The sequence below is a fragment of the Streptomyces sp. CA-179760 genome (genome assembly GCF_050937045.1).
In the GTDB taxonomy this organism is placed as follows: Bacteria; Actinomycetota; Actinomycetes; order Streptomycetales; family Streptomycetaceae; genus Streptomyces.
Genome location: NZ_JBNJLZ010000001.1, coordinates 3,964,126 through 3,990,397 on the forward strand (window position 1 = coordinate 3,964,126; position 26,272 = coordinate 3,990,397).

Annotated in this window: 24 protein-coding genes, 1 tRNA gene, 1 pseudogene and 1 riboswitch; of the genes and pseudogenes, 5 read left to right on the top strand and 21 right to left on the bottom strand. The window is 70.2% G+C overall.

Features of this window, described 5'->3' with window-relative positions; all coding sequences use genetic code 11:
* Nucleotides 1-63: 63 nt before the first annotated feature.
* Nucleotides 64-375 carry a hypothetical protein gene (locus ACQEV8_RS17585; RefSeq protein WP_382495777.1) on the bottom strand — a complete coding sequence of 104 codons (312 nt, stop codon included), beginning with the start codon at nt 373-375 and terminating at the stop codon, nt 64-66.
* A 101-nt stretch (nt 376-476) separates the two neighbouring features.
* On the opposite strand from ACQEV8_RS17585, the gene ACQEV8_RS17590 reads away from it, so the two are divergent.
* Nucleotides 477-707, top strand: coding sequence for a DUF4287 domain-containing protein (locus ACQEV8_RS17590; protein ID WP_432961192.1), 231 nt, complete (start codon nt 477-479; stop codon nt 705-707).
* Nucleotides 708-777: 70 nt separating this feature from the next.
* Here ACQEV8_RS17590 and ACQEV8_RS17595 read toward each other — a convergent pair whose 3' ends face one another.
* The 3 genes from ACQEV8_RS17595 to ACQEV8_RS17605 all read right to left on the bottom strand — a co-directional run bounded on the left by ACQEV8_RS17595 (nt 778) and on the right by ACQEV8_RS17605 (nt 3,238).
* Nucleotides 778-1,686, bottom strand: a complete 909-nt coding sequence (locus tag ACQEV8_RS17595) for a Bax inhibitor-1/YccA family protein (RefSeq protein WP_432961194.1) — start codon at nt 1,684-1,686, stop codon at nt 778-780.
* 157 nt (nt 1,687-1,843) lie between these two features.
* On the bottom strand, nt 1,844-3,019 hold the full coding sequence (locus ACQEV8_RS17600) for a 4-hydroxybenzoate 3-monooxygenase (protein ID WP_432961196.1): 1,176 nt from the start codon (nt 3,017-3,019) through the stop codon (nt 1,844-1,846).
* A 135-nt stretch (nt 3,020-3,154) separates the two neighbouring features.
* Nucleotides 3,155-3,238, bottom strand: a tRNA-Leu gene (locus ACQEV8_RS17605).
* Between the two features lie 417 nt (nt 3,239-3,655).
* Between ACQEV8_RS17605 and ACQEV8_RS17610 the strand changes: the two genes are divergently transcribed.
* A complete protein-coding gene (locus ACQEV8_RS17610; protein WP_432961198.1) occupies nt 3,656-4,426 on the top strand; it encodes an ABC transporter ATP-binding protein in 771 nt (256 codons plus the stop codon).
* A 38-nt stretch (nt 4,427-4,464) separates the two neighbouring features.
* The gene (locus ACQEV8_RS17615; RefSeq protein ID WP_432961200.1) at nt 4,465-6,993 is read left to right on the top strand and encodes an ABC transporter permease; all 2,529 of its coding nucleotides are present in this window, start codon (nt 4,465-4,467) and stop codon (nt 6,991-6,993) included.
* A gap of 89 nt (nt 6,994-7,082) precedes the next feature.
* Here ACQEV8_RS17615 and ACQEV8_RS17620 read toward each other — a convergent pair whose 3' ends face one another.
* The 9 genes from ACQEV8_RS17620 to ACQEV8_RS17660 all read right to left on the bottom strand — a co-directional run bounded on the left by ACQEV8_RS17620 (nt 7,083) and on the right by ACQEV8_RS17660 (nt 17,642).
* Nucleotides 7,083-8,387, bottom strand: coding sequence for a class I SAM-dependent methyltransferase (locus tag ACQEV8_RS17620; protein ID WP_432961202.1), 1,305 nt, complete (start codon nt 8,385-8,387; stop codon nt 7,083-7,085).
* 205 nt (nt 8,388-8,592) lie between these two features.
* On the bottom strand, nt 8,593-9,981 hold the full coding sequence (locus ACQEV8_RS17625) for an NAD(P)/FAD-dependent oxidoreductase (RefSeq protein ID WP_432961204.1): 1,389 nt from the start codon (nt 9,979-9,981) through the stop codon (nt 8,593-8,595).
* Between the two features lie 420 nt (nt 9,982-10,401).
* Complete coding sequence (locus ACQEV8_RS17630; protein WP_432961206.1) at nt 10,402-11,343, bottom strand: exopolyphosphatase; 942 nt, start codon at nt 11,341-11,343, stop codon at nt 10,402-10,404.
* The gene (locus ACQEV8_RS17635) at nt 11,340-11,879 is read right to left on the bottom strand and encodes a DUF501 domain-containing protein (RefSeq protein ID WP_432961207.1); all 540 of its coding nucleotides are present in this window, start codon (nt 11,877-11,879) and stop codon (nt 11,340-11,342) included. Before ACQEV8_RS17635 ends, ACQEV8_RS17630 begins: the two co-directional genes overlap by 4 nt.
* Nucleotides 11,880-11,932: 53 nt before the next feature.
* A complete protein-coding gene (locus tag ACQEV8_RS17640; RefSeq protein WP_432961208.1) occupies nt 11,933-12,409 on the bottom strand; it encodes an FtsB family cell division protein in 477 nt (158 codons plus the stop codon).
* A gap of 120 nt (nt 12,410-12,529) precedes the next feature.
* Nucleotides 12,530-13,810, bottom strand: a complete 1,281-nt coding sequence (gene eno / locus ACQEV8_RS17645) for a phosphopyruvate hydratase (protein ID WP_432961209.1) — start codon at nt 13,808-13,810, stop codon at nt 12,530-12,532.
* 331 nt (nt 13,811-14,141) lie between these two features.
* Nucleotides 14,142-14,843, bottom strand: a complete 702-nt coding sequence (locus ACQEV8_RS17650) for a transglycosylase family protein (RefSeq protein ID WP_432961211.1) — start codon at nt 14,841-14,843, stop codon at nt 14,142-14,144.
* Nucleotides 14,844-14,847: 4 nt separating this feature from the next.
* Nucleotides 14,848-15,014: riboswitch (cyclic di-AMP (ydaO/yuaA leader) on the bottom strand.
* A 227-nt stretch (nt 15,015-15,241) separates the two neighbouring features.
* Nucleotides 15,242-16,207, bottom strand: a complete 966-nt coding sequence (locus ACQEV8_RS17655) for a transglycosylase family protein (protein WP_432961213.1) — start codon at nt 16,205-16,207, stop codon at nt 15,242-15,244.
* 148 nt (nt 16,208-16,355) lie between these two features.
* Nucleotides 16,356-17,642 carry a cytochrome P450 family protein gene (locus ACQEV8_RS17660; protein ID WP_432961215.1) on the bottom strand — a complete coding sequence of 429 codons (1,287 nt, stop codon included), beginning with the start codon at nt 17,640-17,642 and terminating at the stop codon, nt 16,356-16,358.
* Between the two features lie 91 nt (nt 17,643-17,733).
* Between ACQEV8_RS17660 and ACQEV8_RS17665 the strand changes: the two genes are divergently transcribed.
* Nucleotides 17,734-18,102, top strand: a complete 369-nt coding sequence (locus ACQEV8_RS17665; protein WP_432961217.1) for a hypothetical protein — start codon at nt 17,734-17,736, stop codon at nt 18,100-18,102.
* A gap of 31 nt (nt 18,103-18,133) precedes the next feature.
* On the opposite strand, the pseudogene ACQEV8_RS17670 reads toward ACQEV8_RS17665, so the two are convergent.
* From ACQEV8_RS17670 to ACQEV8_RS17705, 8 genes and pseudogenes are all read right to left on the bottom strand, one after another.
* Nucleotides 18,134-19,065 (bottom strand): annotated as a pseudogene (locus tag ACQEV8_RS17670) (nucleoside triphosphate pyrophosphohydrolase).
* A 217-nt stretch (nt 19,066-19,282) separates the two neighbouring features.
* The gene (locus tag ACQEV8_RS17675) at nt 19,283-19,927 is read right to left on the bottom strand and encodes a SurA N-terminal domain-containing protein (RefSeq protein ID WP_432961225.1); all 645 of its coding nucleotides are present in this window, start codon (nt 19,925-19,927) and stop codon (nt 19,283-19,285) included.
* A 149-nt stretch (nt 19,928-20,076) separates the two neighbouring features.
* The gene (locus ACQEV8_RS17680) at nt 20,077-21,573 is read right to left on the bottom strand and encodes a protein kinase domain-containing protein (protein ID WP_432972758.1); all 1,497 of its coding nucleotides are present in this window, start codon (nt 21,571-21,573) and stop codon (nt 20,077-20,079) included.
* 38 nt (nt 21,574-21,611) lie between these two features.
* On the bottom strand, nt 21,612-22,286 hold the full coding sequence (locus ACQEV8_RS17685; RefSeq protein ID WP_432961227.1) for a hypothetical protein: 675 nt from the start codon (nt 22,284-22,286) through the stop codon (nt 21,612-21,614).
* Between the two features lie 161 nt (nt 22,287-22,447).
* The gene (locus tag ACQEV8_RS17690; protein ID WP_432961229.1) at nt 22,448-23,191 is read right to left on the bottom strand and encodes an N-acetyltransferase; all 744 of its coding nucleotides are present in this window, start codon (nt 23,189-23,191) and stop codon (nt 22,448-22,450) included.
* Nucleotides 23,192-23,231: 40 nt separating this feature from the next.
* Entirely contained in the window at nt 23,232-24,413 is a 1,182-nt protein-coding gene (locus ACQEV8_RS17695) for an MFS transporter (RefSeq protein WP_432961231.1), read from the bottom strand.
* Nucleotides 24,414-24,441: 28 nt separating this feature from the next.
* Entirely contained in the window at nt 24,442-25,146 is a 705-nt protein-coding gene (locus tag ACQEV8_RS17700) for a DNA alkylation repair protein (protein ID WP_432961233.1), read from the bottom strand.
* A gap of 19 nt (nt 25,147-25,165) precedes the next feature.
* Complete coding sequence (locus ACQEV8_RS17705; RefSeq protein WP_432972761.1) at nt 25,166-25,903, bottom strand: HNH endonuclease family protein; 738 nt, start codon at nt 25,901-25,903, stop codon at nt 25,166-25,168.
* Between the two features lie 176 nt (nt 25,904-26,079).
* Here ACQEV8_RS17705 and ACQEV8_RS17710 point away from each other — a divergent pair, with 176 nt between their 5' ends.
* The gene (locus tag ACQEV8_RS17710; RefSeq protein WP_189726778.1) at nt 26,080-26,265 is read left to right on the top strand and encodes an antitoxin; all 186 of its coding nucleotides are present in this window, start codon (nt 26,080-26,082) and stop codon (nt 26,263-26,265) included.
* The last annotated feature ends 7 nt before the right edge of the window (nt 26,266-26,272 follow it).

Genomic DNA, 26,272 nt, shown 5'->3' on the forward strand with positions numbered 1-26,272 from the left:
TTCAGGGGCGCGGCCCCCCGTAGTTCAGGGGCGCGGCCCCCCGTAGTTCAGGGGCGCGGGGCGCTAGACCCCCGCCCGCTTCTGCGCCTCCTCCACCACCCTCACCGCGTCATCGACGTCGGCGTCACTGGGAATCACCACCGCCAGATCGTGCCCTGCCACGGTGATCTGATCTGCGGCAGCAAACATCCCCGCATCCGGCATCTCCCGAGGCTCCACGCCCGGCTCCTCGAGAGCCTGCGCCCTCCGGGCCAACTCCCGGGCCAGCCCGAGAGCCTCGGCGGCAGCGCCCCGCTGCAGCCGGCTCTGGGGCGCGGCCCTCAAACGATCGGCGAAGTGATCCACCGCACGGGTCAGAGGCGTCGTATCAACCACGCCGCGAGCGTACGCGTCGCACCGGGACTGTTGCCAACGGGCGAACACTCAGGCACGGTGACCTGAAGGACCGGCTTACATCCCAGCGTCCGGAGGCGCCGATGTCCCAAGTCTTCTCCGAAGAGACCCATCGCAACCTGCTAGCCCGCATCCCCCACTGCACCGGTCGTGACATCACCGACTGGCTTCGCACCGTCGAAGATGGCCCGGCGCTCTTCCGCTTCGAGGAAAAGGTCAGCTGGCTCCGGCACGAACACAACCTGGCCTACGGCCACGCCAAGGCGATCGTCCACGAGTACGACCTGAGGAGGGCCGCGCGCAAACTGCTCTAGGCGCGGACAACGAGAAGGGCCCCGGCAGAAGCCGGGGCCCTATCGCGTGCGACGGTCAGTACGAGCCGTACTAGTCGTTGCTGTTGAGGATCGAGATGAGCCTCAGGAACTCCAGGTAGATCCACACCAGCGTCAGCGTGAGACCGAAGGCCGCGAACCACGCCTCCTCGCGCGGGGCGCCGTAGGCGATGCCGTCCTCGACCTGCTTGAAGTCCAGGGCGAGGAAGCAGGCGCCGAGGATGATGCCGATGACGCCGAAGATGACACCCATGGCACCGCTGCGGAAGCCGAGGCCGTCACCGCCGCCGAACACCGCGAACAGCAGGTTCACGGTCATCAGCAGGATGAAGCCGAGCGCGGCCGCCATCACGAAGCCGTAGAAGCGGCGGTTGACGCGGATCCAGCCGGCCTTGTAGGCGATCAGCACACCGGCGAAGACCGCCATGGTGCCGATCACAGCCTGCATGGCCGCGCCGTCGGCGATGCGGTTGTCGACGATGTTGGAGACGACGCCGAGGAAGACACCCTCGAACGCGGCGTACGTCAGGATCAGCGCGGGCGAGGCCTTGCGCTTGAAGGACTGCACCAACGCCAGGACCATGCCGATCAGCGCGGCGCCGATACCGATGCCGTAGCTACGGCCGATGTTGGCGTCGTCGATCGGAAGCAGGGCCCAGGAGAGCGCCGCGGTGAGGATGAGCACACCGAGCGTGCTCGCCGTGCGCAGGACGACGTCGTCGATGGTCATCCGGCCGGTGGTGGCCGGCGCCTGCGGCGGCGCGCCGTGCTGCAGGTCCTGCTGGGCGTAAGGGTTCTGCGCGTACGGGTTCTGCGCGTACTGGTCGCCCGTCGGCTGCGCGTACGGGTTGCCCTGTGTGGCGACAGCGGGACCCCCGGCCTGCGGCGCGGTGTTGAAGCCCGCGTAGCCGTTGTCGCGGCTGAACCCCCGTCGCGAGAAGACCGGGTTTCTGCTCCTCATTTCACTCCTCCATGGCCACCAGGCGTGGCCTTGGCTCAAGAGTAATAGGTAGGCAAAGGAATGACCCTACTGCTTGGGGAGGATCTTTCCCTCGTCATGCTGCGCAACACGCTACGTGGCTTGGTGATTCCCCTCACCGGAGGGGGTCACTCCCGGCTCACCCGAAGAGGAAGCCCGTGTACCCCTCCGCCAGGTCGGTCTCGGCGGCGCGGGATGAGGCGATCCGCTCCAGGCGGGCGAGCTGGAGCCGGTCCTCGAAGCCGGTCGCGCCGGGGGCGCGGTGCAGCAGGGTCGTCATGTCGTAGGAGAACCGCTCGGCCTGCCAGATCCGGCGCAGGCAGGTCTCCGAATAGGTGTCCAGGAGTTCCGCCGAACCGGTCTCCTCGCGGTGCGTCAGGGCCCGGGCGAACGTCACGACGTCGCCGACGGCGAGATTCAGCCCCTTGGCGCCGGTCGGCGGCACGATGTGCGCCGCGTCACCCGCGAGGAAGAGGCGGCCGTGCCGCATGGGCTCGTGGACGTAGGAGCGCATCGGGGTGACGGACTTCTGGGTGATCGGGCCGCGCTCCAGGCGCCAGTCGTCGGCGGTCTCGAAACGGCGCTCCAGCTCGCCCCAGATCTCCTCGTCGCTCCACGTCCCGGCATCGGTGCCGTCGGGCACCTGGAGGTAGAGGCGCGAGACGGACGGCGAGCGCATGGAGAGGAGGGCGAAGCCGCGGTCGTGGCGGGCGTAGACGAGTTCGTCGTGTGAGGGCGGTACGTCGGCGAGGATGCCGAGCCAGCCGAAGGGGTGCGTCCGTTCGAAGACCTGGGTCAGATCGGCCGGGATCGCCGATCGGGCCACGCCCCAGAAGCCGTCGCAGCCGACGACGTACTCGCACTCCAGGACGTCCTCGCGGCCCTCGTGCCGGAAGCGGACGCGCGGGGCGTCGGTGGCGGCGTCCTCCACGGCCAGCGCCTCCGCCTCGAAGAGCAGCGGGCCGCCTTCCCGGAGCTGGAGGGCGATGAGGTCCTTGCAGACCTCGGTCTGGGCGTAGACCATCACGGACCGGCCGCCGGTGAGGGCGGGGAAGTCGACGCGGTGCCGTCGGCGGTCGAAGCGCAGTTCGATGCCGTCGTGCCGCAGGCCCTCGCGGTCCATGCGCTTCCCGGCGCCGGCCGCGCGCAGCACGTCCGCCGTGCCCTGCTCCAGGATCCCGGCCCGCTGCCGCCGTTCGACGTAGGCACGGTCGCGGCTCTCCAGGACGACCGAGTCGATGCCGGCGTTGTGGAGCAGCCGGGCGAGGAGGAGGCCGGCGGGGCCGGCTCCGATGATGCCGACGGTGGTGCGCATCGGGCACCTTCTCTCACGTTGTTCGCATGGTGAAAATTCTTTCACTACTGTCCGATGTGAGTTTCCGACGGCATGCGCCCGCTGTCAACGGTCATGCCGTGAAGTCTTCAATGAACCATGCAGGAGGTCGGAAGGTGCCCGGAGCCGGACTCGAACCGGCACGCCCGCGAAGGGGCAGCGAGGTTTAAGCTCGCCGTGTCTGCATTCCACCATCCGGGCAGGCCATGGGCTCCGCGTCGAGGTTCCGAGACTATCGGGACGGATCCCCCGAACAGCGGAAGCACGGACCGATGTTGTCTTATTTTATTGACGCCTGAGGGTGCATCAGCGCGCGGAACGCGCCATCCGCACTTGCCAATAGCCTTCCGTGCGGCGATGGGCGCCGCATACGGAATGACGGAATTTCACCGCCCGAACGAGGGCACTCCACCTGTTCTTGACATCGGGCCCTCTCGGGTCACCGACACCGGGGCCAGTCAGGGGCGTTCGTCATCCCCAGGTATGACACCGACGCTCGCGGTCAGACCGAAGTCGGCCCCCAGAACGGGAACTGCGGGTGACTACACGGCGGCAGGGGACCCGGACGATGGATCACGTCCCCCCGACCGCACCGCCGTCCGACAGGAGCGCCATCCCGTGACCACCGCTTCCCTCACCGACCGGGCCACCACCGTGGCCGCGCGCGCCGCGGATCTCTCGAAGATCTATGGGCAGGGTGAGACCCAGGTGGTCGCCCTGGACCGGGTCTCCGCCGACTTCCGGCAGGCCGAGTTCACCGCGATCATGGGTCCTTCCGGCTCCGGCAAGTCGACCCTGATGCACTGTGTGGCCGGTCTCGACTCCTTCTCCTCCGGGTCGGTGCGCATCGGCGACACCGAGCTCGGCTCCCTGAAGGACAAGCAGTTGACCAAGCTGCGCCGAGACAAGATCGGCTTCATCTTCCAGGCGTTCAATCTGCTGCCGACCCTGACGGCCCTGGAGAACATCACCCTCCCGATGGACATCGCGGGCCGCAAGCCGGACAAGCAGTGGCTGGACTCCGTCATCCGGATGGTCGGCCTGGCGGACCGGCTGAGCCACCGGCCCTCGCAGTTGTCGGGCGGTCAGCAGCAGCGTGTCGCCGTGGCGCGGGCGCTGGCCTCCAAGCCCGAGATCATCTTCGGTGACGAGCCCACCGGAAACCTCGACTCGCGCTCCGGCGCCGAGGTGCTGGGCTTCCTGCGCAACTCCGTGCGGGAGCTGGGCCAGACGGTGGTGATGGTGACGCACGACCCGGTGGCCGCGGCCTACGCGGACCGGGTCGTCTTCCTCGCGGACGGCCGGATCGTGGACGAGATGCACGGCCCCACGGCCGACTCGGTGCTCGACCGCATGAAGGCGTTCGACGCCAAGGGCCGCACCAGCTGATCCCCCGTCAGGACCGACAGGACTGAGAAGAAGAACCCATGTTCCGTACCGCCTTGCGCAACGTGTTCGCGCACAAGGCCCGGCTCCTGATGACCGTCCTCGCCGTGATGCTCGGCGTGGCCTTCGTGTCGGGGACCCTGGTCTTCACCAACACCATCTCCGACGCCTTCCAGAAGAGCTCCGCCAAGGGCTTCGACCAGGTCGACGTCGCCATGACGGCGGACTACCAGGACGCCGAGGGCGACCGGGTCGGCAAGCTCCATGATCTGAACCAGGCCGTCCTCGGCAAGAGCGAGCGGGTTCCCGGGGCCGCGTCCGCCATCGGCGTCGTGCAGGGCTTCACCGCCATCGCCGACAAGGACGGCAAGCTGATCGGCGAGGGCTTCCAGTCGCAGGGCGGCAACTACTGGGGCGCCCAGGACCCGCGCTACCCGCTGGCGAGCGGGCACGCGCCCAAGGGCCCGGGCGAGATCCTCATCGACTCCGAGACGGCGAAGCGCGCCGGATACGAGGTCGGCGACACCGTACGCATGTCGGTCGACGGGCCGGTGCTGACCCCGAAGATCAGCGGCATCTTCACCACCGACGACGGCAACGTCGCGGCCGGCGGCAGCCTCACCCTGTTCGACACGGCGACCGCCCAGAAGGTGCTGGGCAAGCCGGGCGTGTACGACCAGATCGTCGTCAAGGCGAAGCCGGGCGTCAGCCAGACCGCGCTGAAGGCTGAGCTGGACAAGGCGATGCCCGAGGGCACCGTCGCGACCACCACCGGCCGGCAGCTCGCCGACGACCAGGCGGAGTCCATCTCCCGGTCGATGAGCGGCATGCAGACGGCCCTGCTGGTCTTCGCCGGCATCGCCCTGTTCGTCGGCACGTTCATCATCGCCAACACCTTCACCATGCTGGTCGCCCAGCGCACCAAGGAGCTGGCGCTGATGCGGGCGGTCGGCGCCTCCCGCCGGCAGGTGACGCGGTCGGTGCTCATCGAGGCGTTCGTGGTCGGCGCGGTCGCCGCCGTGACCGGGCTGGTCGCGGGCATCGGCATCGGGGCCGGACTGCGCTCCCTGATGGGTTCGTTCGGCGGGACCGTGCCCGACGGGCCGCTGGTCGTCAAGCCGGCCACTATCGTCGCCGCGCTCGCGGTCGGCATCCTGGTGACCATGCTGGCGGCGTGGCTGCCGGGCCGCCGGGCCGCGAAGATCCCGCCGGTGGCGGCCATGAACAGCCTGCACGCGAAGGCCACGACCAAGTCGCTGGTGCTGCGCAACACACTGGGCGCGCTGCTCTCGGCCGCGGGTGTCGCGGTGGTCCTTGTGGCCTCGACGATGGACGGCTCGGACGGCCAGATGCCCATGGGCTTCGGCGCGGTGCTGCTGATCATCGGCGTGTTCGTCCTGACCCCGCTGCTGTCCCGCCCGCTGATCGCCGCCGCGGCACCGCTGCTCCGCGTCTTCGGCGTCTCCGGCAAGCTGGCCCGGCAGAACTCGGTACGCAACCCGCGCCGCACGGCCGCCACCGCCTCCGCGCTGATGATCGGCCTGACCCTGATCACCGGAATGACGGTGATGGCGGGCAGCCTCCAGCAGGCGATCGAGAAGATGGCGTCGTCGTCGGTCAAGGCGGACTACGTGGTGTCCATGGCGAACGGCAACCCGCTGTCGCCGGACGTCGAGCAGAAGCTGAGGCAGACCGACGGCGTCAGTGCCACCAGCCCGATGCTCAACGCCGAGTCCCGGATCGACGGCCAGTCGGAGTACCTCACCGGCGTCAACGGCGCCGCGATCGGCGAGCTGGCCGGACCGAAGGTCGACAGCGGTTCCTTCAAGGTCGGCGGCAACCAGGTCGTCGTGGACGGCGAGACCGCCAAGATCTACGGCTGGAAGGCCGGTTCCAGCTTCAGCGCCTCCTTCGAGGACGGCGAGAAGCAGAAGCTGACGGTCGCCGGGACCTACGAGAGCAACGAGTTCCTGCGCGGCATCCTGCTCGACGAGAAGGTCCTCGCCCCGCACGTGTCGGACCCGTACAACATGAAGGTCATGGTGAAGACCTCCGACGGCCCGTCCGGCGCGACGCAGGACAAGCTGGAGAAGGCCCTCGGCACCAACCCTGCCATCAAGGTCCAGGACAAGCAGGACATCACCAACGAGATCGCGCAGATGTTCACGCTGATGCTGAACATGGTCTACGGCCTGCTCGCCATGGCGGTGATCGTGGCGATCCTCGGCGTCATCAACACCTTGGCCATGTCGGTCTTCGAACGCTCCCAGGAGATCGGCATGCTCCGGGCGATCGGCCTGGACCGCAAGGGCATCAAGCGGATGGTCCGCCTGGAGTCCCTGGTGATCTCCCTGTTCGGCGCGGTGCTGGGCATCGGTCTGGGCGTGTTCTTCGGCTGGGCGGCCGGTGAGTTGCTGGCCACGAAGATGGCGACGTACGAACTGGTCCTGCCCTGGGCGCGGATGGGTCTCTTCCTGCTGCTGGCCGCGACCGTGGGTGTCCTCGCGGCGCTGTGGCCGGCCCGGCGGGCGGCCCGGCTGAACATGCTGGAAGCGATCAAGGCGGAGTAGCGCCCCGGAGCGGCGAGAACGGCGAAGGCCCCCTTTCCCACCGACGGGAAACCGACGGGAAACCGACGGGAAAGGGGGCCTTCGCCGTGTCAGTTCCAGGTGCGGGCGCGCAGGGGCATGTCCGACTCCCCGGATTCGAGGGCGCGTACGGCCAGGACCTGGTTGACGCCGATGCGGTTGCGCTCGAAGGCGACCGCGCAGGCAGCCATGTACAGGCGCCAGACACGGGCGCGGCCGGGGCCGGTGAGCTGGACGGCACGCTCCCAGTCGGCCTCCAGACGGCTGACCCACCGGCGCAGCGTGAGGGCGTAGTGCTCGCGGATCGACTCGACGTCGCGCACCTCGAACCCGGCGCGCTCCAGCTGCGTGACGGTGACGCCGATGGGCTGGAGTTCGCCGCCGGGGAAGACGTAGGAGTCGATGAACGCGTCGATCTCGTACGTCGTCTCGTCCCGCTGCGGGCGGCGGGCGATCTGGTGGTTCAGGAGCCGTCCGCCGGGCTTGAGCAGGTCGTACAGACCGTCGGCGTATTCCAGGTAGCGGTCGGCGCCGACGTGTTCGGCCATGCCGATGGAGGAGATCGCGTCGTACGGCCCGTCGCGGACGTCGCGGTAGTCCTGTACGCGGATCTCGATCCGGTCGGTGAGGCCCTCGTCGGCGACGCGCTTGCGGGCGTAGGCGGCCTGCTCCTGCGAGAGCGTGACGCCGACGACGCTCACGCCGTGCTCGCGGGCGGCGTGAATGGCCATGGAGCCCCAGCCGCAGCCGACGTCGAGCAGTCGCTGACCGGGCCCCAGGCCGAGCTTGCGGCAGACGAGTTCGAGCTTGTCGCGCTGGGCCTCTTCCAGGGTGGCGTCCGAGCCGTCCGGGCTGTCCCGGTAGTAGGCACAGGAGTACACCATGGACGGGCCGAGGACGATCTCGTAGAAGTCGTTGCCGACGTCGTAGTGGTGGCTGATGGCTCGTCTGTCGCTGCGCTTGGTGTGCAGGTGGCGCCGGGGGGCCCGGGCCTCCTCTGGGGGTGGGGCGGGCGGCAGCGGGGTCCCGGCGAGCTTGACGAGCCCGCGTACGGCGGAGCGGACCTCGGGGTCACGCATGGCCTGGGCGAGGGTGCGGGCGTCCTCGCCGCGCTCCCAGATGTCCCCGGCGAGCAGGTCGACAGTGGTGTAGAGGTCGCCCTCGATGTCCAGGTCGCCCGCCACCCAGGCGCGGGCCAGACCCAGTTCGCCCGGCTTCCACAGCAGGCGGCGAAGGGCGCGGCGGTTGCGTACGACCAGGGTCGGCGCGCCCGGCGGGCCCGCCTGCGAACCGTCCCAGGCGCGGATGCGCACCGGGGGTGGTGCTCCCAGCAACTGTGCGAAGAGGCCCTGCAGCCGCTGCGCGGCGTCTGCCATGGTGTACACCTCCGTGACGGGGAATCCCGGAATGTCCGACACCACGTAAACACCTGCGGGGCCTCACCACAGTCCCCGGCACGCGTCATGTCTGAGCAAAACCGCCACTTCGCCCACCCGGCGGTGGGGTTCCGTACAACGCCGAAGGACCTCCCGCACCACGGATGGCGGGAGGTCCTTCGTCAGACGGGTGACTGGGGAAGGGTCAGGAGGCCTTGGCCTTCTCCTCGGTCTTCTCCTTCGGAGCGGCGGCGACCGGGGCCGGCTTGGCGGCCTCGTAGAACTCCTCGCGCGGCGTCTCCATCGCGCCGAGGGAGACGACCTCGCGCTTGAGGAACATCGCCAGGGTCCAGTCGGCGAAGACGCGGATCTTGCGGTTCCAGGTCGGCATGGCCATACCGTGGTAGCCACGGTGCATGTACCAGGCGAGACGGCCCTTGAGCTTGATCTTCACCTTGCCCATGACGATCATCGCGACGCCCTTGTGGAGGCCGAGACCGGCCACCGCGCCCTTGTTGGCGTGGGCGTAGTCCTTCTGCGGGAAGCCCCGCATGCCGGAGACCACGTTGTCGCCGAGGACGCGGGCCTGGCGCAGCGCGTGCTGGGCGTTCGGCGGGCACCAGGCGTTCTCGTTGCCGGCCTTGCGGCCGACGAGGTCCGGGACCTGCGCGTTGTCGCCGGCGGCCCAGATGTAGTCGGTGCCCTTGACCTGGAGCGTCGGCTCGCAGTCGACGTGACCACGCGGGCCGAGGGGCAGGCCGTAGCGGGACAGGGCCGGGTTGGGCTTGACGCCGGCGGTCCAGACGATGGTGCTGGAGTCGACCTCGAGGCCGTTCTTCAGCACCACGTGGCCGTCGACGCAGGAGTCCATGGAGGTGGACAGGTAGACCTCGACACCGCGGCCCTCGAGGTGCTCCTTGCCGTACTTGCCGAGCTTGGGACCGACCTCGGGGAGGATCTTGTCGGCGGCGTCGACCAGGATGAAGCGCATGTCCTCGCGGGACACGTTCTTGTAGTACTTCGCGGCGTCGCGGGCCATGTCCTCGACCTCGCCGATGGTCTCCGCACCGGCGAATCCGCCGCCCACGAAGACGAAGGTGAGCGCCTTGCGGCGGATCTCCTCGTCGGTGGTGGAGTCGGCCTTGTCGAGCTGCTCGAGGACGTGGTTGCGCAGGCCGATGGCCTCCTCGACGCCCTTCATGCCGATGCCCTGCTCTGCGAGGCCGGGGATCGGGAAGGTGCGGGAGACCGCGCCGAGCGCGATCACCAGGTAGTCGAAGGGCAGCTCGTAGGCCTCGCCGACCAGCGGGGAGACCGTGGCGACCTTGCGGTCCTGGTCGATGGTGGTGACCCGGCCGGTGAGGACCTCCGCCTTGGGCAGCACGCGTCGCAACGGGACGACGACGTGGCGCGGGGAGATGTTGCCGGCGGCGGCTTCGGGGAGGAAGGGCTGGTAGGTCATGTACGACCGGGGGTCGACGACCGTGACGGTCGCCTCGCCGTAGCGCATCTTCTTCTGGATACGCCGAGCTGCGTACAGGCCTACGTACCCACCGCCTACTACGAGGATCCTGGGACGCTCCGTGGTGCTCATGCCATCGAGTATCCACCCGCCCCAGGGGGTAGCTCGTGCGCCCCTTCACAAGCTCGGGCAGGGTGTGTGTTATCCTCCGCGACCCGCGTGATCCATGTCATGGTGACAACCGGGATCCTTTGTGCACCCCGGGCCGTTGTCAATGCCGCGTGAGCTGCCCCTCTGGGCGGAAAGGGCCTCCGTGAGGCCACACCGGGGTGCCGCTCCGAGCTCCTTCCCCGACACCTCCATACCATGCTTCTGAACATGTTCAAAGAGACCTTGGGGCCCCGGATGGGTCAACGGAAGCCCTCTTGTCGCTCTCGCGGGCCGAATTCCTTGTGAAGAACTTCACGAACTTTTCCGGGGAGCTGTCGCCGGGGGGTTCACCGGAGCCCCCCGGACGCGCTCAAACGTGATCCATGCCTGCTCAGAAGCGGCCTACGCGACCGACCACGCGATGCCGTCGAGGATGTCGTGCTCGCTCACGACGACCTCCTCGGCGCCGGTCCGCTCCATGATCGACAGCAGTACGAGGGCCCCCGCCGCGATCACGTCGACCCGGCCCGGGTGCATGGAGGGCACGGCCGCGCGCTCGGCGTGGGTGGAGCGCAGCAGCCACTCGGTGATCTCGCGGACCCTCTCGTGGGAGACACGGGAGTGGTGGATGGCGGCCGAGTCGTACTCGGGCAGCTCCTGGGCGATCGCCGACACGGTCGTCACTGAGCCGGCGAGGCCCACCAGCGTGCGGGCCTCGCGCAGCGGGACCGTCTCCTCGGCGAGGTCGAGGGCGGCCTCGATGTCCGCCCGCATCGCCGCGATCTGCTCCTTTGACGGCGGGTCGCTCACCACGCCGTCCCGGACCAGGTGACGCTCGGTCATGCGGACGCAGCCGATGTCCACCGAGCGGGCCGCGCGCACCCGGTCCTCGCCGACGACGAACTCGGTCGAGCCGCCGCCGATGTCCACGACGAGGTAGGGCTTGGGGAGGTGGTCTCCCCCGGCGAGTTCCTTGGTGGCGCCGGTGAAGGAGAACTCGGCCTCCTGGTCCCCGGAGATCACCTCGGGCTCGACGCCCAGGATGTCCAGCACGCCGCGCACGAACTCGTCGCGGTTCTCGGCGTCCCGGGAGGCGGAGGTCGCCACGAACCGCAGCCGCTCCGCCCCGTGCTCCTTGATGATCGCGGCGTACTCCCGGCACGCCGCGAAGGTCCGCTGCAGCGCCTCGGGTGCGAGCCGGCCGGTGCGGTCGACGCCCTGCCCGAGCCGCACGATGGTCATCCTGCGGTCCAGGTCGACCAGCTCACCGGTGGCCGGGGCGGCGTCGGCGACCAGGAGCCGGATGGAGTTCGTACCGCAGTCCACGGCGGCGACACGGGTCACTGGGCGTCCTCCTCGGCGGTCGTCGCGCTCGTCACGCACGGGCCCTTGCGCCACCACTCCGGCAGCATCTCGATCGCCTCGTCGCCGAGCGGGTTCACCCCGGGCCCCGCGGCCAGCGAGTGGCCCACGAGCACGTGCAGGCATTTCACCCGGTCGGGCATGCCGCCCGCGCTGGGGAAGTTCCTCAGCTCCTCGATCTCGTCGCGCCGCCGGATGTAGTCCTCGTGCGCCGCCCGGTACGCCGCCGCCAGTTCGGGGTCCGAGGCCAGCCGCTCGGTCATCTCCTTCATCACGCCGTTCGCCTCCAGCGTGCCGATGGCCGAGGCGGCGCGCGGGCACGTCAGGTAGTACAGCGTGGGGAACGGCGTGCCGTCCGGCAGCCGAGGTGCCGTCTCGACGACGTCGGGCTGCCCGCACGGGCACCGGTGCGCGATCGCGCGCAGACCGCGCGGGGGCCGACCGAGCTGCTGCTTGAAGGCCTCGACGTCCGCGTCGGTGGGCTCGGTGCGCGGGGTGATCGGCGGGGGCGTTTCCATGACTGTCTTCAGGCTGTCTTTCTTTGAGTCAGATATCTGGCTGGCGTCCGGGCTCACCGGTCGGAGGCGTCGGACTTGTCGACGCCGTCCCACACGTTGGCGTACCAGGGGCGGTCGGCCGTCCCGAGCACGGCGTGCGACTGCCGTGCCGCGTGCGGGTCGACGACGATGAATCCCGTCTCCCCCGGCATGACGTAGTGCAACCGCTGCCGGATCTGCTGCTCCGCGTACGCGTCGTCCTGCCAGCGCGCCTTCTGGTCGCGCAGCCGTTCGACCCGCTCGCGGGCCTGCTGCTGTTCGCGCTGGAGGTCGTCGATCTCGGCGCCCTGGGAGACGTACTCCCGCATCGGGTAGGCGAGCGCCACGATCAGCGTGCACATCACCAGGGCGAGCAGCGCGGCCCGGCCGGTCAGCCGGGAGCGGCGGGCCTGGCGCCGGGTCTGGGAACGGTAGACCCGGGCCGCGGTCTGCTCGCCGAGCAACCGGATCCTGGTCGCGGTGGAGAAACGGTCCCGGTCCTTCACGGCCATGTCTCCCCGCTCTCCCGCTGCACCGTCATACGCGCGTACGTCCCCGGACACGGTACGGGACCGAGTACGGGGACGTACGTACGACTGGCTAAGGCTTGACCCTTAACGGGTCAGCCCGGGTCAGCCCTTGAAGCGCGGGAAGGCGCTGCGGCCGGCGTAGACCGCGGCGTCGTCGAGGATCTCCTCGATGCGCAGCAGCTGGTTGTACTTGGCGACGCGCTCGGAGCGGGCCGGGGCGCCGGTCTTGATCTGGCCGCAGTTGGTGGCGACGGCCAGGTCGGCGATGGTGACGTCCTCGGTCTCGCCGGAGCGGTGGGACATCATGCACTTGAAGCCGTTGCGCTGGGCCAGCTCGACGGCGTCCAGGGTCTCGGTCAGCGAGCCGATCTGGTTGACCTTGACCAGCAGGGCGTTGGCGGCGTTCTCGTCGATGCCGCGGGCGAGGCGCTCGGGGTTGGTGACGAACAGGTCGTCGCCGACGAGCTGGACCTTGTCGCCGAGCTTCTCGGTGATGGTCTTCCAGCCGTCCCAGTCGTCCTCGAACAGCGGGTCCTCGATGGAGACGAGCGGGTACGCGTCGACGAGCTCGGCGTAGTACTCGGTCATCTCGGCGGCGGAGCGCGTCTTGCCCTCGAAGGTGTAGGCGCCGTCCTTGTAGAACTCGGACGCGGCCACGTCGAGCGCGAGGGCGATCTGCTCGCCGGGGGTGTAGCCGGCCTCCTTGATCGCCTCGAGGATGAGGTCGAGGGCCTCGCGGTTGGAGCCGAGGTTCGGGGCGAAGCCGCCCTCGTCGCCGAGGCCGGTGGCCAGGCCCTTGCTCTTCAGGACCTTCTTCAGCGTGTGGTAGACCTCGGCGCCCCAGCGCAGGGCCTCGGAGAAGGACTCCGCGCCGATCGGGGCGATCATGAACTCCTGGATGTCCACGTTGGAGTCGGCGTGCGAGCCGCCGTTCAGGATGTTCATCATCGGCACCGGCAGCAGGTGCGCGTTCGGGCCGCCCAGGTAGCGGAACAGCGGCAGGTCGCTGGCCTCGGAGGCGGCGTGAGCGACGGCGAGGGAGACGCCGAGGATGGCGTTGGCGCCGAGGGAGCCCTTGTTGTCGGTGGCGTCCAGGTCGAACATGGCCTGGTCGATCAGGCGCTGCTCGGTGGCGTCGTAGCCGACGAGCTCCGGGCCGATCTGCTCGATGACCGCGAGGACGGCCTTCTCCACACCCTTGCCGAGGTAGCGGTTCGAGTCACCGTCACGCAGCTCGACGGCCTCGAATGCGCCCGTGGAGGCGCCGGACGGAACGGCGGCACGACCGGTGCTGCCGTCGTCGAGGCCGACCTCGACCTCGACCGTGGGGTTGCCTCGGGAGTCCAGGATTTCCCGGGCTACGACGACGTCGATGGACGGCACGAGCATCTCCTTCTTATGTGACGCGGGTACCCGGGTCGCGTGGACCCGGCGAGGTGCGGGCCGTGGTGGCTCGCGACATGAGCCTAACCGGCTCGGGCCGATCGGCCACCGGGTCGCCCACCCCATGGACAGAACCGAGAGTAAATTGTTTCCGAACGGAACAAAGACGGTCACGGAAAAGAGCCGCGGAAAAGAGCCGCGGAAGAGACCGGCAGTGACGCCCGGCAGACATGACCCCGCCCCGGCGCGTACGGGGGAACACGCACCGGGGCGGGGAGCCCGTGGGGACGGGGGCCGCCCCCCCCTTGAGGGGGGGGCGGAGGGCCGCTGCTTACTTCAGGTGCAGCTGCTGGCCCGGGTAGATGAGGTTGGCGTCCTCGACGATCTCCTTGTTCAGCTGGAACAGCTTCTCCCAGCCGCCCTCGACCTTCTTGTCCGACGCGATCGAGCTGAGGGTGTCACCCTTGACGACCTTGTACTCGCCGTCGCCCTTCTTGACCTTCTTGCCGGTCGGGGTGGTGACGGTCTTCTTGGCGGCCGGGCGCTCGTCGGAGCGGGAGGCCGGCTGCTGCTGGGTCTCGCGGGACTCGGTGCTCTGCTGGCTCTGCTGCGAGGAGCTGCCGGAGTCGTTCGAGGAGGAAGCGGAGGAGCCACCGCCGGAGGCGTTCGACAGGCCCTTGCCGCAGACCGGCCAGGCACCCTTGCCCTGACCCGCGAGGACCTTCTCGCCGATCTCGATCTGCTGAGCCTTGGTGGCCTGGTCGGCGGTGGCGGCGTACTTGGTGCCGCCGTAGCCGGACCAGGTGGAGGCGGAGAACTGCAGACCGCCGTAGTAGCCGTTGCCGGTGTTGATCGACCAGTTGCCGCCGGCCTCGCACTGAGCGACGGTGTCCCACTCGGAGGCGGTGGCGGCGGACGCGCCACCGGCCGCCATCAGCGGGGCGGCGACAGCGGCGCCGGTGACACCGGCGACGGCGATGGCACGGCTGGCCTTGGACGGACGGCGGTGCTTGCCCTTGCTGGAAAACAGCATGGAAGGATCCCCTCACCGACGCCTGCGAGGTGAGCTGTCGGGTTCGGGCCGGTTGAGTTGCCCGGCCGCGCCCCTCCCGGGACACGGCTTCACCCCAAGCCCTTCCGGCACAACCGGCCGGTCGGGCACCTACCTTGGGTCCCCCGCTCCTGCCTACGGCGCTTGACGCGACGACTGTTCCCGTACGGCCGCTGGCAGGATTCGGCGTTGCGGCGCCGGGGCTCGTGGTGACGAGCGGTCCCGACCGTAGCCACGCGATCCGCCGAATTTCAAAGACGATCAGGGCTTCTGAGATCTATCTCTCACGGGCATCAAACGGGACATTCGCCGCGAAACATGATGCGAACTCGCGCGGTTTCGGGGCGACTTCCACCCCCGTTTCCGCACTGCCCGAACCGCTACTTCTCGTCCGCTTCGCCCTCGACCGCGAGCTTCTGACCGGGGCGGATGAGGTTCGGGTCGGTTCCGACGGCCTTCTCGTTCTCGTCGTAGAGCTCGTGCCATCCGCCGCTGATGTCAAGGGAGTCGGCGATGGACCAGAGGCTGTCGCCGATGCCCACGATGTAGGCACCCTCGGACGAGTCGCCGGAGCCCTCGTCGCTGCGGTCGTCTCGCGAGGCGTGACGGCCCGACTCGTCCGTACGGCCGTCCTCGGACGTGTGGGTCTCGTCGGCACTGGGACCGCGGTGACGGCCGGAGCCGGTGTCGGTCCCGGTGGACGTCGAAGAGTCGTCACCCTGCCGCGAGTTGCCGGACTCGCCGCTCCCGGGCGTCGCCGACGGGGAGCTGTCGGGCTCCTGACCCCGCGAGGTGGACTCCTCAGAGTCGGGCGAATTGTCGGACTTGGAAGATTCGCCCTTCGAGGTCGACGACTCATCAGAAGAGGGCGAGTCGGACGGCGAAGGGGACGACCCGAGAGAGTCGAGCAATCCGGATGAATCCGACGAATCAGATGACTCGGATGAGCCGTCCGAGTCGGACGACTTCTTGTCCTGCTCCAGACCGGAGAGCAGCCCGCAGGTGCGCCAGGCGCCGGCCCCCTGGTCGGCGAGGATTCTCTCGGCCACGGCTATCTGCTGGGAACGGCTGGCCAGGTCGGCGCTCGGGGCGTAATCGAGACCGCCGTGGTTCTCCCAGTCCTCCTGCGACAACTGCAGGCCGCCGAAGTATCCGTTGCCGCTGTTCTGGCTCCAGGCGCCACCGGTCTCGCAGTCCGCGACCCGGTCCCAGGTCGTGCCGTCGGCCGCGCTGGCGCCGGTGGCTCCGAGGAGCGGGATCGCGATGGCGGAGCCGGTCACTCCGGCCGCGACGAGGAGAGCCGGAGCCTGGCGGGGGCGACGGTGCCGACCGTTCCCGGAGAGCATACGGAGACCTTTCGCGAGACAGCAGTGACCGGCGCGGAGCCGGGTTTTCCCGGGCCGCACCGATGATGGGTGAACGTATAGGCAGACGATCACTTGTCACAAGTTAATGCCGCGTAGATCACGTGAAGATCACAGGACTGACGGCGTGTCACCTTTGGGTATGTGTGTATTTCACCGGCGCGGGCGTGAACTCCACCGGTAGTGTCCGCAGCCCGCGCATGATCAGGCCGCCGCGCCACCTCAGCTCGGCCGGGTCGGCCGCGAGCCTCAGGTCCGGGAGGCGGGTGAGGAGCGTGGCGAGGGCGGTCTGGCCTTCCAGGCGGGCGAGCGGGGCGCCGAGGCAGTAGTGGATGCCGTGGCCGTACCCGAGGTGCTGGTTGTCGCGGCGGGAGAGGTCGAGCACGTCCGGATCGGCGAACCGCTCCGGGTCCCGGTCCGCGGCGGCCAGGACGACGAGGACCGGCTCTCCGGCCTCGACGCGCTGTCCGCCGATGGTGAGCGGCTGCGTGGCGAAACGCCAGGTGGCGAGCTCGACGGGGCCGTCGAAGCGCAGGAGTTCCTCGACGCCGGTCTCCAGGAGGCCGGTCTCCCCCGCGACGAGGGACGCCTGGAGCCGGGTGCGCTGCTCGGGGTGGGTGAGCAGGGCGTAGGTGCCGTTGCCGATCAGGTTCACGGTCGTCTCGAAACCGGCGAACAGCAGGATGAAGGCCATGGCGGCGGCCTCGTTCTCGGTGAGGTGCTCGCCGTGGTCGGAGGCCCGGATGAGACCGGAGATGAGGTCCTCGCCGGGAGTGGGTTCGGCGGGGAGCGCCTCCCGCTTGCGGTGGATGAGGTCGGCGAGGTAGCCGCGCATCTTCTTCACGGACCGCGCCACGCCGCCCCGGGGTCCGCCCTGGTGACGGATCATCATGCCCGCCCAGTCCCGGAAGTCGTCCTGGTCCTCGCGGGGGACGCCGAGCAGGTCGCAGATGGCATAGATGGGGAGCGGGAAGGCGAACTCGTGGATCAGGTCGGCTGACCCCTGCTCCGCGAATCCGTCGATGAGACCGTCGGTCAGCTCCTGCACCCGCTGCTCGAACTCGGCGACCCGGCGAGGTGTGAACGCCTTGGACACGAGCCGCCGCAGCCGGGTGTGGTCCGGCGGATCGATGTTGAGCAGATGCGTCATCAACTCGGCCTTGCGCTCACCCGGGATACCCGTCTTGCCCTTGGCGTGCGCGGGTTCTTGGTGATGCGCCGGGTTCTTGGAGAGCCGGTTGTCGGCGAGGGTCTGCTTGGCATCGGCGTACCGCGTGACCAGCCAGGCCTCGACACCGCTGGGAAGCTTGGTCCGGTGCACGGGGGCGTGCTCGCGGAGCCAGGCGTAGGCGGGGTAGGGGTCGGTGGCGAACTCCCACGAGAACAGTTCCGGCACCCCGGGCACTTCATGTCGCATGCCATGACCCTACGCAGCGGCTCCGGCGGCATCGGCCGCCACTGTCAGAGGTCATCGCTACTCTGACCGCTTCGGGATCAGGGAGGGCCGGATGCCTGACGGCGTCTTGATCGCGGAGAGCCTGCGGGCCGGGGCCGAACGGTCCGGCGTCCCGCTGCGTGTCACGGAGATCACCAGGGTGGAGGTGGAGGGAGCGGCGGCCGGGCAGCCGCGGTTGTGGACCCTGCTGGACTTCGCGGCTGAGGAGGCCGACGCGGAGCGGCTGGGCGAGAGGCTCGCCGCCTGCCTGGACGACTCCGGGTGCTGGTACGTCAGCTACAGCACGGCCGGGGAAGCGTTCGTGGTCTTCGCCGGCCGGGTCTTCCGCTACCCGCGCGGTCAGACGGAAGGGCGTCGGCAGGCACGGGAGCACGGCCGGTCCATCGGGATTCCCGAAGCGCAGCTGGACTGGCAGGACTGACCCGCCGGGCACCGTCTCCCGCCTGTCGCTCTCAGCCCTCGGTCTCCCTGATCGCGTCCCGGTAGGCGCGGGCCGCCGCTCTCAGGGCCGCCTCCGGGTCCACGCCCTCCGACTCGGCGCGGACCGCCAGGGCGAGGAGGTCGTAGCCGATGCCTTCTACGGGTGGGAGGGGGATGTCCAGGTTCGCTGTGCGTGCCCGGGAGGCCAGCTTGGCGGCGAGGGCCAGGCCGGGCTGGCCGAGGGGATGCCCTCGGTGACGGAGGTGCGCTGCTTCTCGACCGCCTTGGTGCGCAGCCAGTGCTCCTTGACCTCCTCGGGGGTGGTAGCCGTCTCGTCGCCGAAGACGTGCGGGTGGCGGTGGATCAGCTTGGCGACGATGCCGCCGGCGACGTCGTCGATGGAGAACGGTGTTTCCAGGTCCTCCTCGGCTATGCGGGCGTGGAAGACCACCTGGAGGAGGACGTCACCGAGCTCCTCGCGCAGTTCGTCGCGGTCGCCCTCCTCGATCGCCTCGACGAGTTCGTAGGCCTCCTCGATGCCGTACTTCGCCAGGCCCTTGTGGGTCTGGCGGGACGACCAGGGGCACTCGGCGCGGATGCGGTCCATGACCTGGACGAGGTCGAGGAGGCGGGCACCCGGCAGGTCGTAGGAGGCGGGGAGCAGCTCCAGCTCGGGCATGTCGACGCGGCCGGTGCCGGCCAGCCGCGCCAGGCCGTCGGTGAGGGCCGGCTCGCCCTCGCCGGTCGCCACGACGACCACCGTGCGGCCCCCGGCACAGGCGTCGACCAGCTCCTGCGCGGCTGGGGATGCCTCGTCGACGGTGATCCCCGCCTCGCGCAGATAGGGCAGTTGCGGATGGGTGCCGTCGGCGCACAGCACCTCGTCGGCCGCGTGCAGCGCCTGCCAGGCGGGCCAGGAGAGCAGGCCGGGGGCGACGCGGTGGCTGGTGGTGAGCAGGAGGATGCGGCCGGGGGCGGCGGCCGTGGCGGAGGCGGGCTGCTCGGGTCGCGGGCTGGCCTGCCCGGGTCGCGGGTTGGCTTCGGGGCTGTTGGCGTTCACGGTTCGAAGCTATCCCACGTTGCCGACAGCCCCCGAAGTTATCCACAGGCCCTGCGGAACCGGAGTGTCCACAGGCCCCGGCGGCGTCAGAGTGTCCACAGGCCCCGCGGAGGGGGCGGGCCTACATGCCCGGCTGCGTCTGGGCCGTCGTCACGTCCCGCACCCACGGTGTCCTCGCGTCGGCGCGGCTGCTCTTCTGGACGTCCCAGGTGCCGTAGCGCGGGTTGAGGTCGACGTTCAGGTCCTTGGAGGCGGCGGACAGGGCCTTCCAGAACTCGGGGCGGCTGGTGTCCGTGTTGAGCTTCTCGGCGAGCTTCTGGGCCTCGAGCTGGAGGCGGAGGTTGTCCTCCAGGCGCTCCGGCGGGATGCCGTACTGCTGGAGCCAGGTCGTCTCCAGCGCCTTGGCGCCTCCGGCCTGCTCCTCCAGGCCGGACCGCATCTCCTGGATCTCCTTGCGGGTGACGGTCACCCCGGCGTTCTCGGCGGCGCGGTGCAGCACCCGGTCGAGGATCATGGTGTGCAGGGTGTCGCGGGTGAGGGTGCCGGTCCGGGCGATGGCCTGCTGGTACTGGGCGTCGTCCCGCACGGTCTCCCGCTGGGCCGCGCGTACCTCGCCGACCCGTTCCTCCAGCTGGGAGACGGTGATCCGCTGCCCGCCGACCACGGCCGCGGCGCCGGGATGCGCGTCGTTCCCGCAGGCGGTGAGGAGGGGCGCCGCTGCGGCGATCGCGGCGGTGAGGACGAGCGCGGTGCGACGGCGGTGCAAGGAAACCTCCTGAGGAGATTGTGCGACGGTGCACAAGGTCTTGCGTTGATCGATGGTAGGCAGTGGGCGAGCTCTGGCCAACCCATTCGACCAACGATTCACCAGGACTTCCGGCACCGCCGCGCCGCCCCGGGCCGGGCTCCGGGGCCCTAGCCGCGGACCTGCCCCAGCCACTGCAGTGTCCGGCGGATCTCCGCGCCCAGCGGGTGGCCGGGGCCATGGGTGCGTTCCACGTCGTGCAGCAGCCGGGCGAGGGTGTCGTGGGCGGCGCCGCGGTCGCCGAGGGCGAGCAGGAGATGGCCGATGCGGCGGCGGACGTCGTGCGCGAGTTCGGGGCCGCCGGCGGCGACGTACTGGTTCTCGTAGTAGGGCAGCACCGCCCGGTACTCGGCGAGCGCGGCGGCCGGTTCGCCCAGCTGTTCGAGGCACTGGGCGGCCTCGTAGCGGAAGCGCAGGGACTGCGGGTCGGCCTGGCCTGCCTCGGCGGCGCGCTCGTCGGCGAGGCGGCGCAGCTCGGGCAGGGCGCGCCGGTACTGCCCGTCGTCGAGGAGAGTCGCCGCGTACTGCTTGCGCAGGGTGCGGACGACCGGGGAGTGCTCGCCGTGCTGTTCGGCGGCGGCGGGCAGGGTCGCGCCGAGGATGTCGACGGCCTGGGTGATGCGGCCCTCGCCGAGGAGCCGTTTGACCTCGTCGACAGCGCGGGCGATGTCCGTCTTCCCGGGCGTCTCGGTGACGGGCGTGGCGGGCGCGGGCCGGGGCGCCGGGGTGCGTGCTCGGTCCGGCCAGGGGGCGTGCGGGCGCAGGAACGGGCGAGTGGGATCGAGGGGTGCTCCGGTGGGCGTCCCGCGCGAGGGCAGGAGCAGCTCCAGATGCTCGTACACCTCCTGCGCGGAGGCGGGCCGGTGCTGCGGGTCCTTGGCGAGGAGGCGCAGGACGAGGGCCTCCAGGGCCTCGGGGACCTCGGGGCGGACGCGGCGCACGGGCAGCGGGGGCTCGTACAGGTGCCGGTGCAGTACGCCGAGGGCGGTGGAGCCGGAGAAGGGGACGTCGCCGCTGAGCAGTTCGTGCAGGACGACGCCGAGTGCGTACAGGTCGGTGTACGGGCCGACCGCGCCGCCCATGGCCTGCTCGGGGGCCATGTAGGCGGGCGAGCCTATGGGGGTGCCGGTGTGGGTGAGGCGGGTGGTGTCCGTGTCCATGACGGAGGCGATGCCCAGGTCGAGGACGGTGACCGTGCCGTCCTGCTTCACCATCACGTTGCGCGGCTTGAGGTCGCGGTGGACGATCGGCACGGCGTGCACGGCGCTGAGCACGGCGCACAGTTGCGCGGCGACCGCGACCGCCCACTGCCAGGGGTACGGGTCGTGCTCGGCGAGATGGCCGGCCAGGTCGGCACCGTCGATGTACTGCATGACGAGGAACAGCTCCTCGCCCTCACTGCCCGCGTCGTGCACCGTGACCAGGCCCGGGTGGTCGACCTGCGCGGTCACCCGGCACTCGCGCACGAAGCGGCGGCGCAGTTCCTCCGCGTCCTGCCCGGCCACCTTGTCGGGGCGCAGCAGCTTCACCGCCACGCGCCGGTCGAGCCGCTGGTCGTACCCCGTCCAGACCTGGCCCATGCCGCCCTGGCCGAGGAGCGTGGACAGCTCGTAGCGGCCGGCGACGACACGTCCTGCCGCCGCGCTCACCTGCCGCCCTCGGAGGTGCCGTCCCGGTGGCCATCGCCTTCGTGGCGGCGCAGGTAGTCGCTGAGTTCGTCGAGTTCGGCGCGTACCTGGTCGATGCGGGCGGGGGCGGGGCGCTGCTGCTGCGGTACCGAGCCGGGGGGTGACGGCGGTACCGGGCCGGGGGGTGGGGTGTCGCCGGCGACGGGTGTGTGCGGCGGCTGCTGCGGAACAGGCGTGGACGTGGGGGCGTAGGGCGGCGCGGGGTGCGGATAGCCGTACGGGGTGTGCGTCGCCGTCTGAGCGTGCGGCGACGGCTGGGCGTGCGGCGACGGCTGGGCGTGCGGCGACGGGTAGCCGGTGAACTGCCGTGGCTCGCTGTGGTGGCCGATGTCCACGATCAGGAACCAGATGGAGGCGCCCAGGCCGAGCAACAGCATCACGGCCAGCGCGATGTCGGTGCGGTAGTCGCCCTCCGGCAGTACGCCGATCACCGCGAAGCACGCGATGGACAGGGGAAGACTCACCCAGGCCAGCGCCCAGTAGAGGCCCCGTCCCCGCAGGACGGCCACCCGGAACAGCGGTACGCAGGCCAGTACGCCGCAGGTGAGGAAGCCGGCGGCGGCGAACAGCACGCGCAGGGAGATGACCGTTACCGCGCTGCGAGGAGGCGGCGCGGCGCCGTGGCCGTACATGACTGCTCCTGGACCGGTGTAGCCGATGGGGACGGGTGTGCGAGTGACAGAGCCCGGTGGGGAGTCCGAGCGTATAGCCCGACACGGACAACCCGTCACGGGTTGTACCGAACCGTTGTCGTGCTGATCACTTCACGCCGGTCACCGCCGCCGCCCGGCGCTCACAATGGGTGCCGCATCCACACGTTGGGCTCGACGTACACCGCGTAGCCGCGCGCGGGCTCGCAGCGCACCGGCACCAGGCCGCCGGGCACCTCGACGTCGCCCTCGGTGTCGAAGGGGAGCCCCGTCCAGCGGCGCCAGTGCGCCAGTGCGGCGGCCACCGTCATGGACGCGGGTGCCACGGAGTCGATGGTGGCGCCGGCCCGGGCGTGGACGCGCAGCCACGGGTCCTGGGGCAGGCCGTCGGGGCGTACGCGGTGGGCGTACTCCTCGATGGGGGTGTGCGGTTCCAGGTGCTTGGCGCTCGGGCGGACCGGGGCGACGACCTCACGGAAGCCGCGGGCCCTGGCGTTGTCGCGCATGGCCGAGAGCATCACCGCGGACAGGCCCCGGCCCTGTGCGTACGGGGCGATGGAGACCGAGATCGCGCTGACCGTGTCCGGGCGGACACCTCGGCGCAGGTCGGAGAAGGCCCAGACGAGGACCGTGTCCCAGCCGCCCGGGGGCAGTTCACCACGGCCCTCGGCTCCGAGAGCGAAGGGCACACTGTAGGCGTTCGCGACCACCTCGCCCCGCTCGTCCTCGGCGAACAGGACGTACTCCGGGAGTTCGGCGGCGATCCGGGGGAAGTGCGCGGCACCCACGAGGTCCTGGATCACGAACTCCGGCCAGCTGTCCGCCATTGCGACGACCCGCTCCAGCATCTCCGGGCGGTCGGCGAGGCTCGATATCTTCGGCTGCATGCGGTCACGTTAGGCGTCCGGGCGCACACCCGGAATCGAATTACCTGGTGGGGACCCGATCCGCCGGCCGGGACGACCTGTCCTGACGTGCGGCGACGACCATGACGACGACAGAGGTCAGGGCGATCCCGGCGCCGGCATAGAGCGGTGCGGTGTAGCCGAGGCCCACGGAGATGGCCAGGCCGCCGAGCCAGGCGCCGAGGGCGTTGCCGATATTGGACGCCGACACGTTGGCACTGGCGGCGAGTGCGGCCCCGTGGGCGACGTCGGTGACCCGGGTGATCATGCCGGGCACACTGGCGAACCCGGTCACGCCCATCAGGAACGCCAGGACGACGGACGCCGCGGCGCTGTGGGCGAGCAGCCCGAACAGGGCCAGGGTGAGGGTGAGTCCGAGCAGGGCCAGGACCAGGGCACGGTCCCGGTCGCGGTCGGCCGCACGCCCGCCGACCAGGTTTCCGACGACCAGGCCGACGCCGTACACCATCAGCAGCCAGGCGACATCCGCCGGGGCGAAGCCGCTGACCTCGGTGAACGTGTACGCGATGTAGCTGAACGCGCCGAACATGCCGCCGTAGCTCAACGCGGTGGCCGCGAGGGTCAGCCAGACCTGCGAGGACCGGAAGGCGCGGAGCTGGTCGCGCAGGCCGCTGGGCGGTGCCGCCCCCTGCTCCCCCGCCCGGCCGGGGACGAGTGCGGCGATTCCCGCCAGCGCGAGCACGCCGATCGCGGTGACCGCCCAGAACGCCGCCCGCCAGCCCCAGCGTTCACCGACCAGCGCGCCGAACGGCACGCCCAGTACGTTCGCGACCGTCAGCCCGGCGAACATGACGGCCACGGCCCGGGACTTCCTCTCCGGCGCGACCAGACTCCGCGCGACCAGCGAGCCGATCCCGAAGAACGAGCCGTGGCACAGCGCCGCCACGATCCGCCCGAGCAGCATGACCGAATAGTCCGGGGCGACGGCGGAGAGCAGGTTGCCGATGACGAACAGCGCGACCAGGCCGACCAGGACCGGCTTGCGGGGCAGCCGTGCCGTCGCGGCGGTCAGCGCGATCGCCCCGACCGCGACACTCAGCGCATACCCGGAGATCAGCCACCCGGCGGCCGCCTCGGACACCTCGAAACTCGACGCCACCTGTGGCAGCAGGCCGGCGATCAGGAACTCGGTGAGTCCGATGCCGAAGCCGCCGAGGGCCAGGGCTATGAGTCCGGCCGGCATCCTTCGCTCCCCCTCTGTGCCGTACGCACTATCGCGTGCGCACGAATCGTGCCCGCTCGTCCGCCGGGAGCAGTTCGGTCGCACAGCGCACGGTGACGCGCGGCAGTTCGGCCTGATGGCTATCGAGGAACGTCACCAGCAGGGGCGCGTCCCGGCGGCCGATCTCGCGCAGCATCCAGCCGAGTGCCTTGTGGATCAGCGGTTCCGGGTCCCGGCACAGCGCGCGCACCAGGCGCAGCGTCGACTCGAAGCGCCCTTCGCGGATCAGCGCCAGCGTGGCGACCACGGCGATCCTGCGGTCCCACAGCCACGCCGACGCGGCCAGCCGGTCCAGGATCTCCGGGGCGTCCGCCGGACCGTCCACCAGCCAGGGCCCGAGCACGACATGCGCGGAAGCGTCCACCAGGTCCCAGTTGTCCACACAGTCGGTGTGCGCCAGGTAGAAGTCGACCAGCGCCGCACGCTCCGCCCCGCGCGCCTTCCGCATCCGCTCGGCCAGGACGAGGAGCCCGGCGAGCCGCTCCTCGTGGACACGGCTGCGCAGCAGGACCTCCACGTCCTCCAGCGCCAGGTCACGGTGGGCCCGGGCCAGCCCGCGCAGCGCGGGCACGCGCACGCCGAGCAGTTCATCGTCCTCCGGGGGGCGGAGCACCCGCAGTTGCTGCACTCTGACCCCGGGCTCCGCCCTGCCCCGGAGCTCGGTCCGCAATGCGTCGAGCGAATCGACCGTCATGACGCAGCACGTTAGCCCTTCACCCCCCGCACTGCCGCAGCATCATCTCCTTGTCGGCCGCCGTCACGGGCAGGTCGTACTTGAGGGACACCTGGGCGAAGCGCACCGAGTAGGAGCAGCGGATCGTCTTGTTCGGCGGCAGCCAGGACGCCGGGCCGGAGTCGCCCTTCGAGCCGTTGGCCGGGCCGTCCACCGGGACGAGATTGAGCGGGTCGTTGGCGATGGACTCCCGCTTGTCCTTCGTCCAGCGCGCGGCGCCCATCTGCCAGTCGTACGACAGCGGCATGACGTGGTCGATCTGGACCTTCGTCGCACGGGACTTGGTCCACTCGATGACCTTCCCGGTGTACGGGTCGTTCAGCGTCAGTGCCATGACGACGCAGTCCGAGCCGGACCGGAAACGGAGATCCTGCCCGTCGCGCTTCAAGAGATCGTTCCGCGAGTCACAGCCGTTGTGCGAGTAGGGAACGTCGCGCGGCGCCGAGTCCATCCAGGCGTAGCCGAACTTGTCCCGTTCGTATCCCGTCCTGGGGCCGCGCCCCTTCGTCGCCACCTTCTCTATCAGGGCACGCGCCTTCGCCCGGTCGGCGGTGGAGGTGATCGCCGCCAGCCCCGGCTTCGTGCCGTCCGGGTTGTCCAGCGGGTTCACCGACCGGCCGTCACCGGCGGCCGCCGCTCCGGAACCGGAGGGTCCGCCGCCGTCCGCGGGCGGGGCCAGGCCCTCACAGCCGGCCAGCGTCGAACCGGCGAACACCATCGCGACAGCCAGTGCCGCCCCGCCCCTCAGACGCGTCACCGTGCGCCCCTCCCTGCTTGTCCGTGCCTGGCCCCACGGTAGCGAGAGAGAGGTCCAGACCACACCAGGCCTAAACGGGCATACATCTCATCTCGCGCGTATCGTCGGTTCTGAGTCACCTTCTGAAGGAGTTCTGCATGGGCATCTTCGACAAGTTCAAGAGCCAGGCGCGGCACAAGGGCAAGCAAGGCTCGGACACCGCGGAACAGAAGGCCAACGAGCGGACCGGCGGCAAGTACGAGGACCAGGTCGACTCCGGGCAGCAGCGGGTGGAAGGCTCGCTCGGCATGGACCGGGACCGCGACCGGCCCGACCAGCAATAGGGCCTCT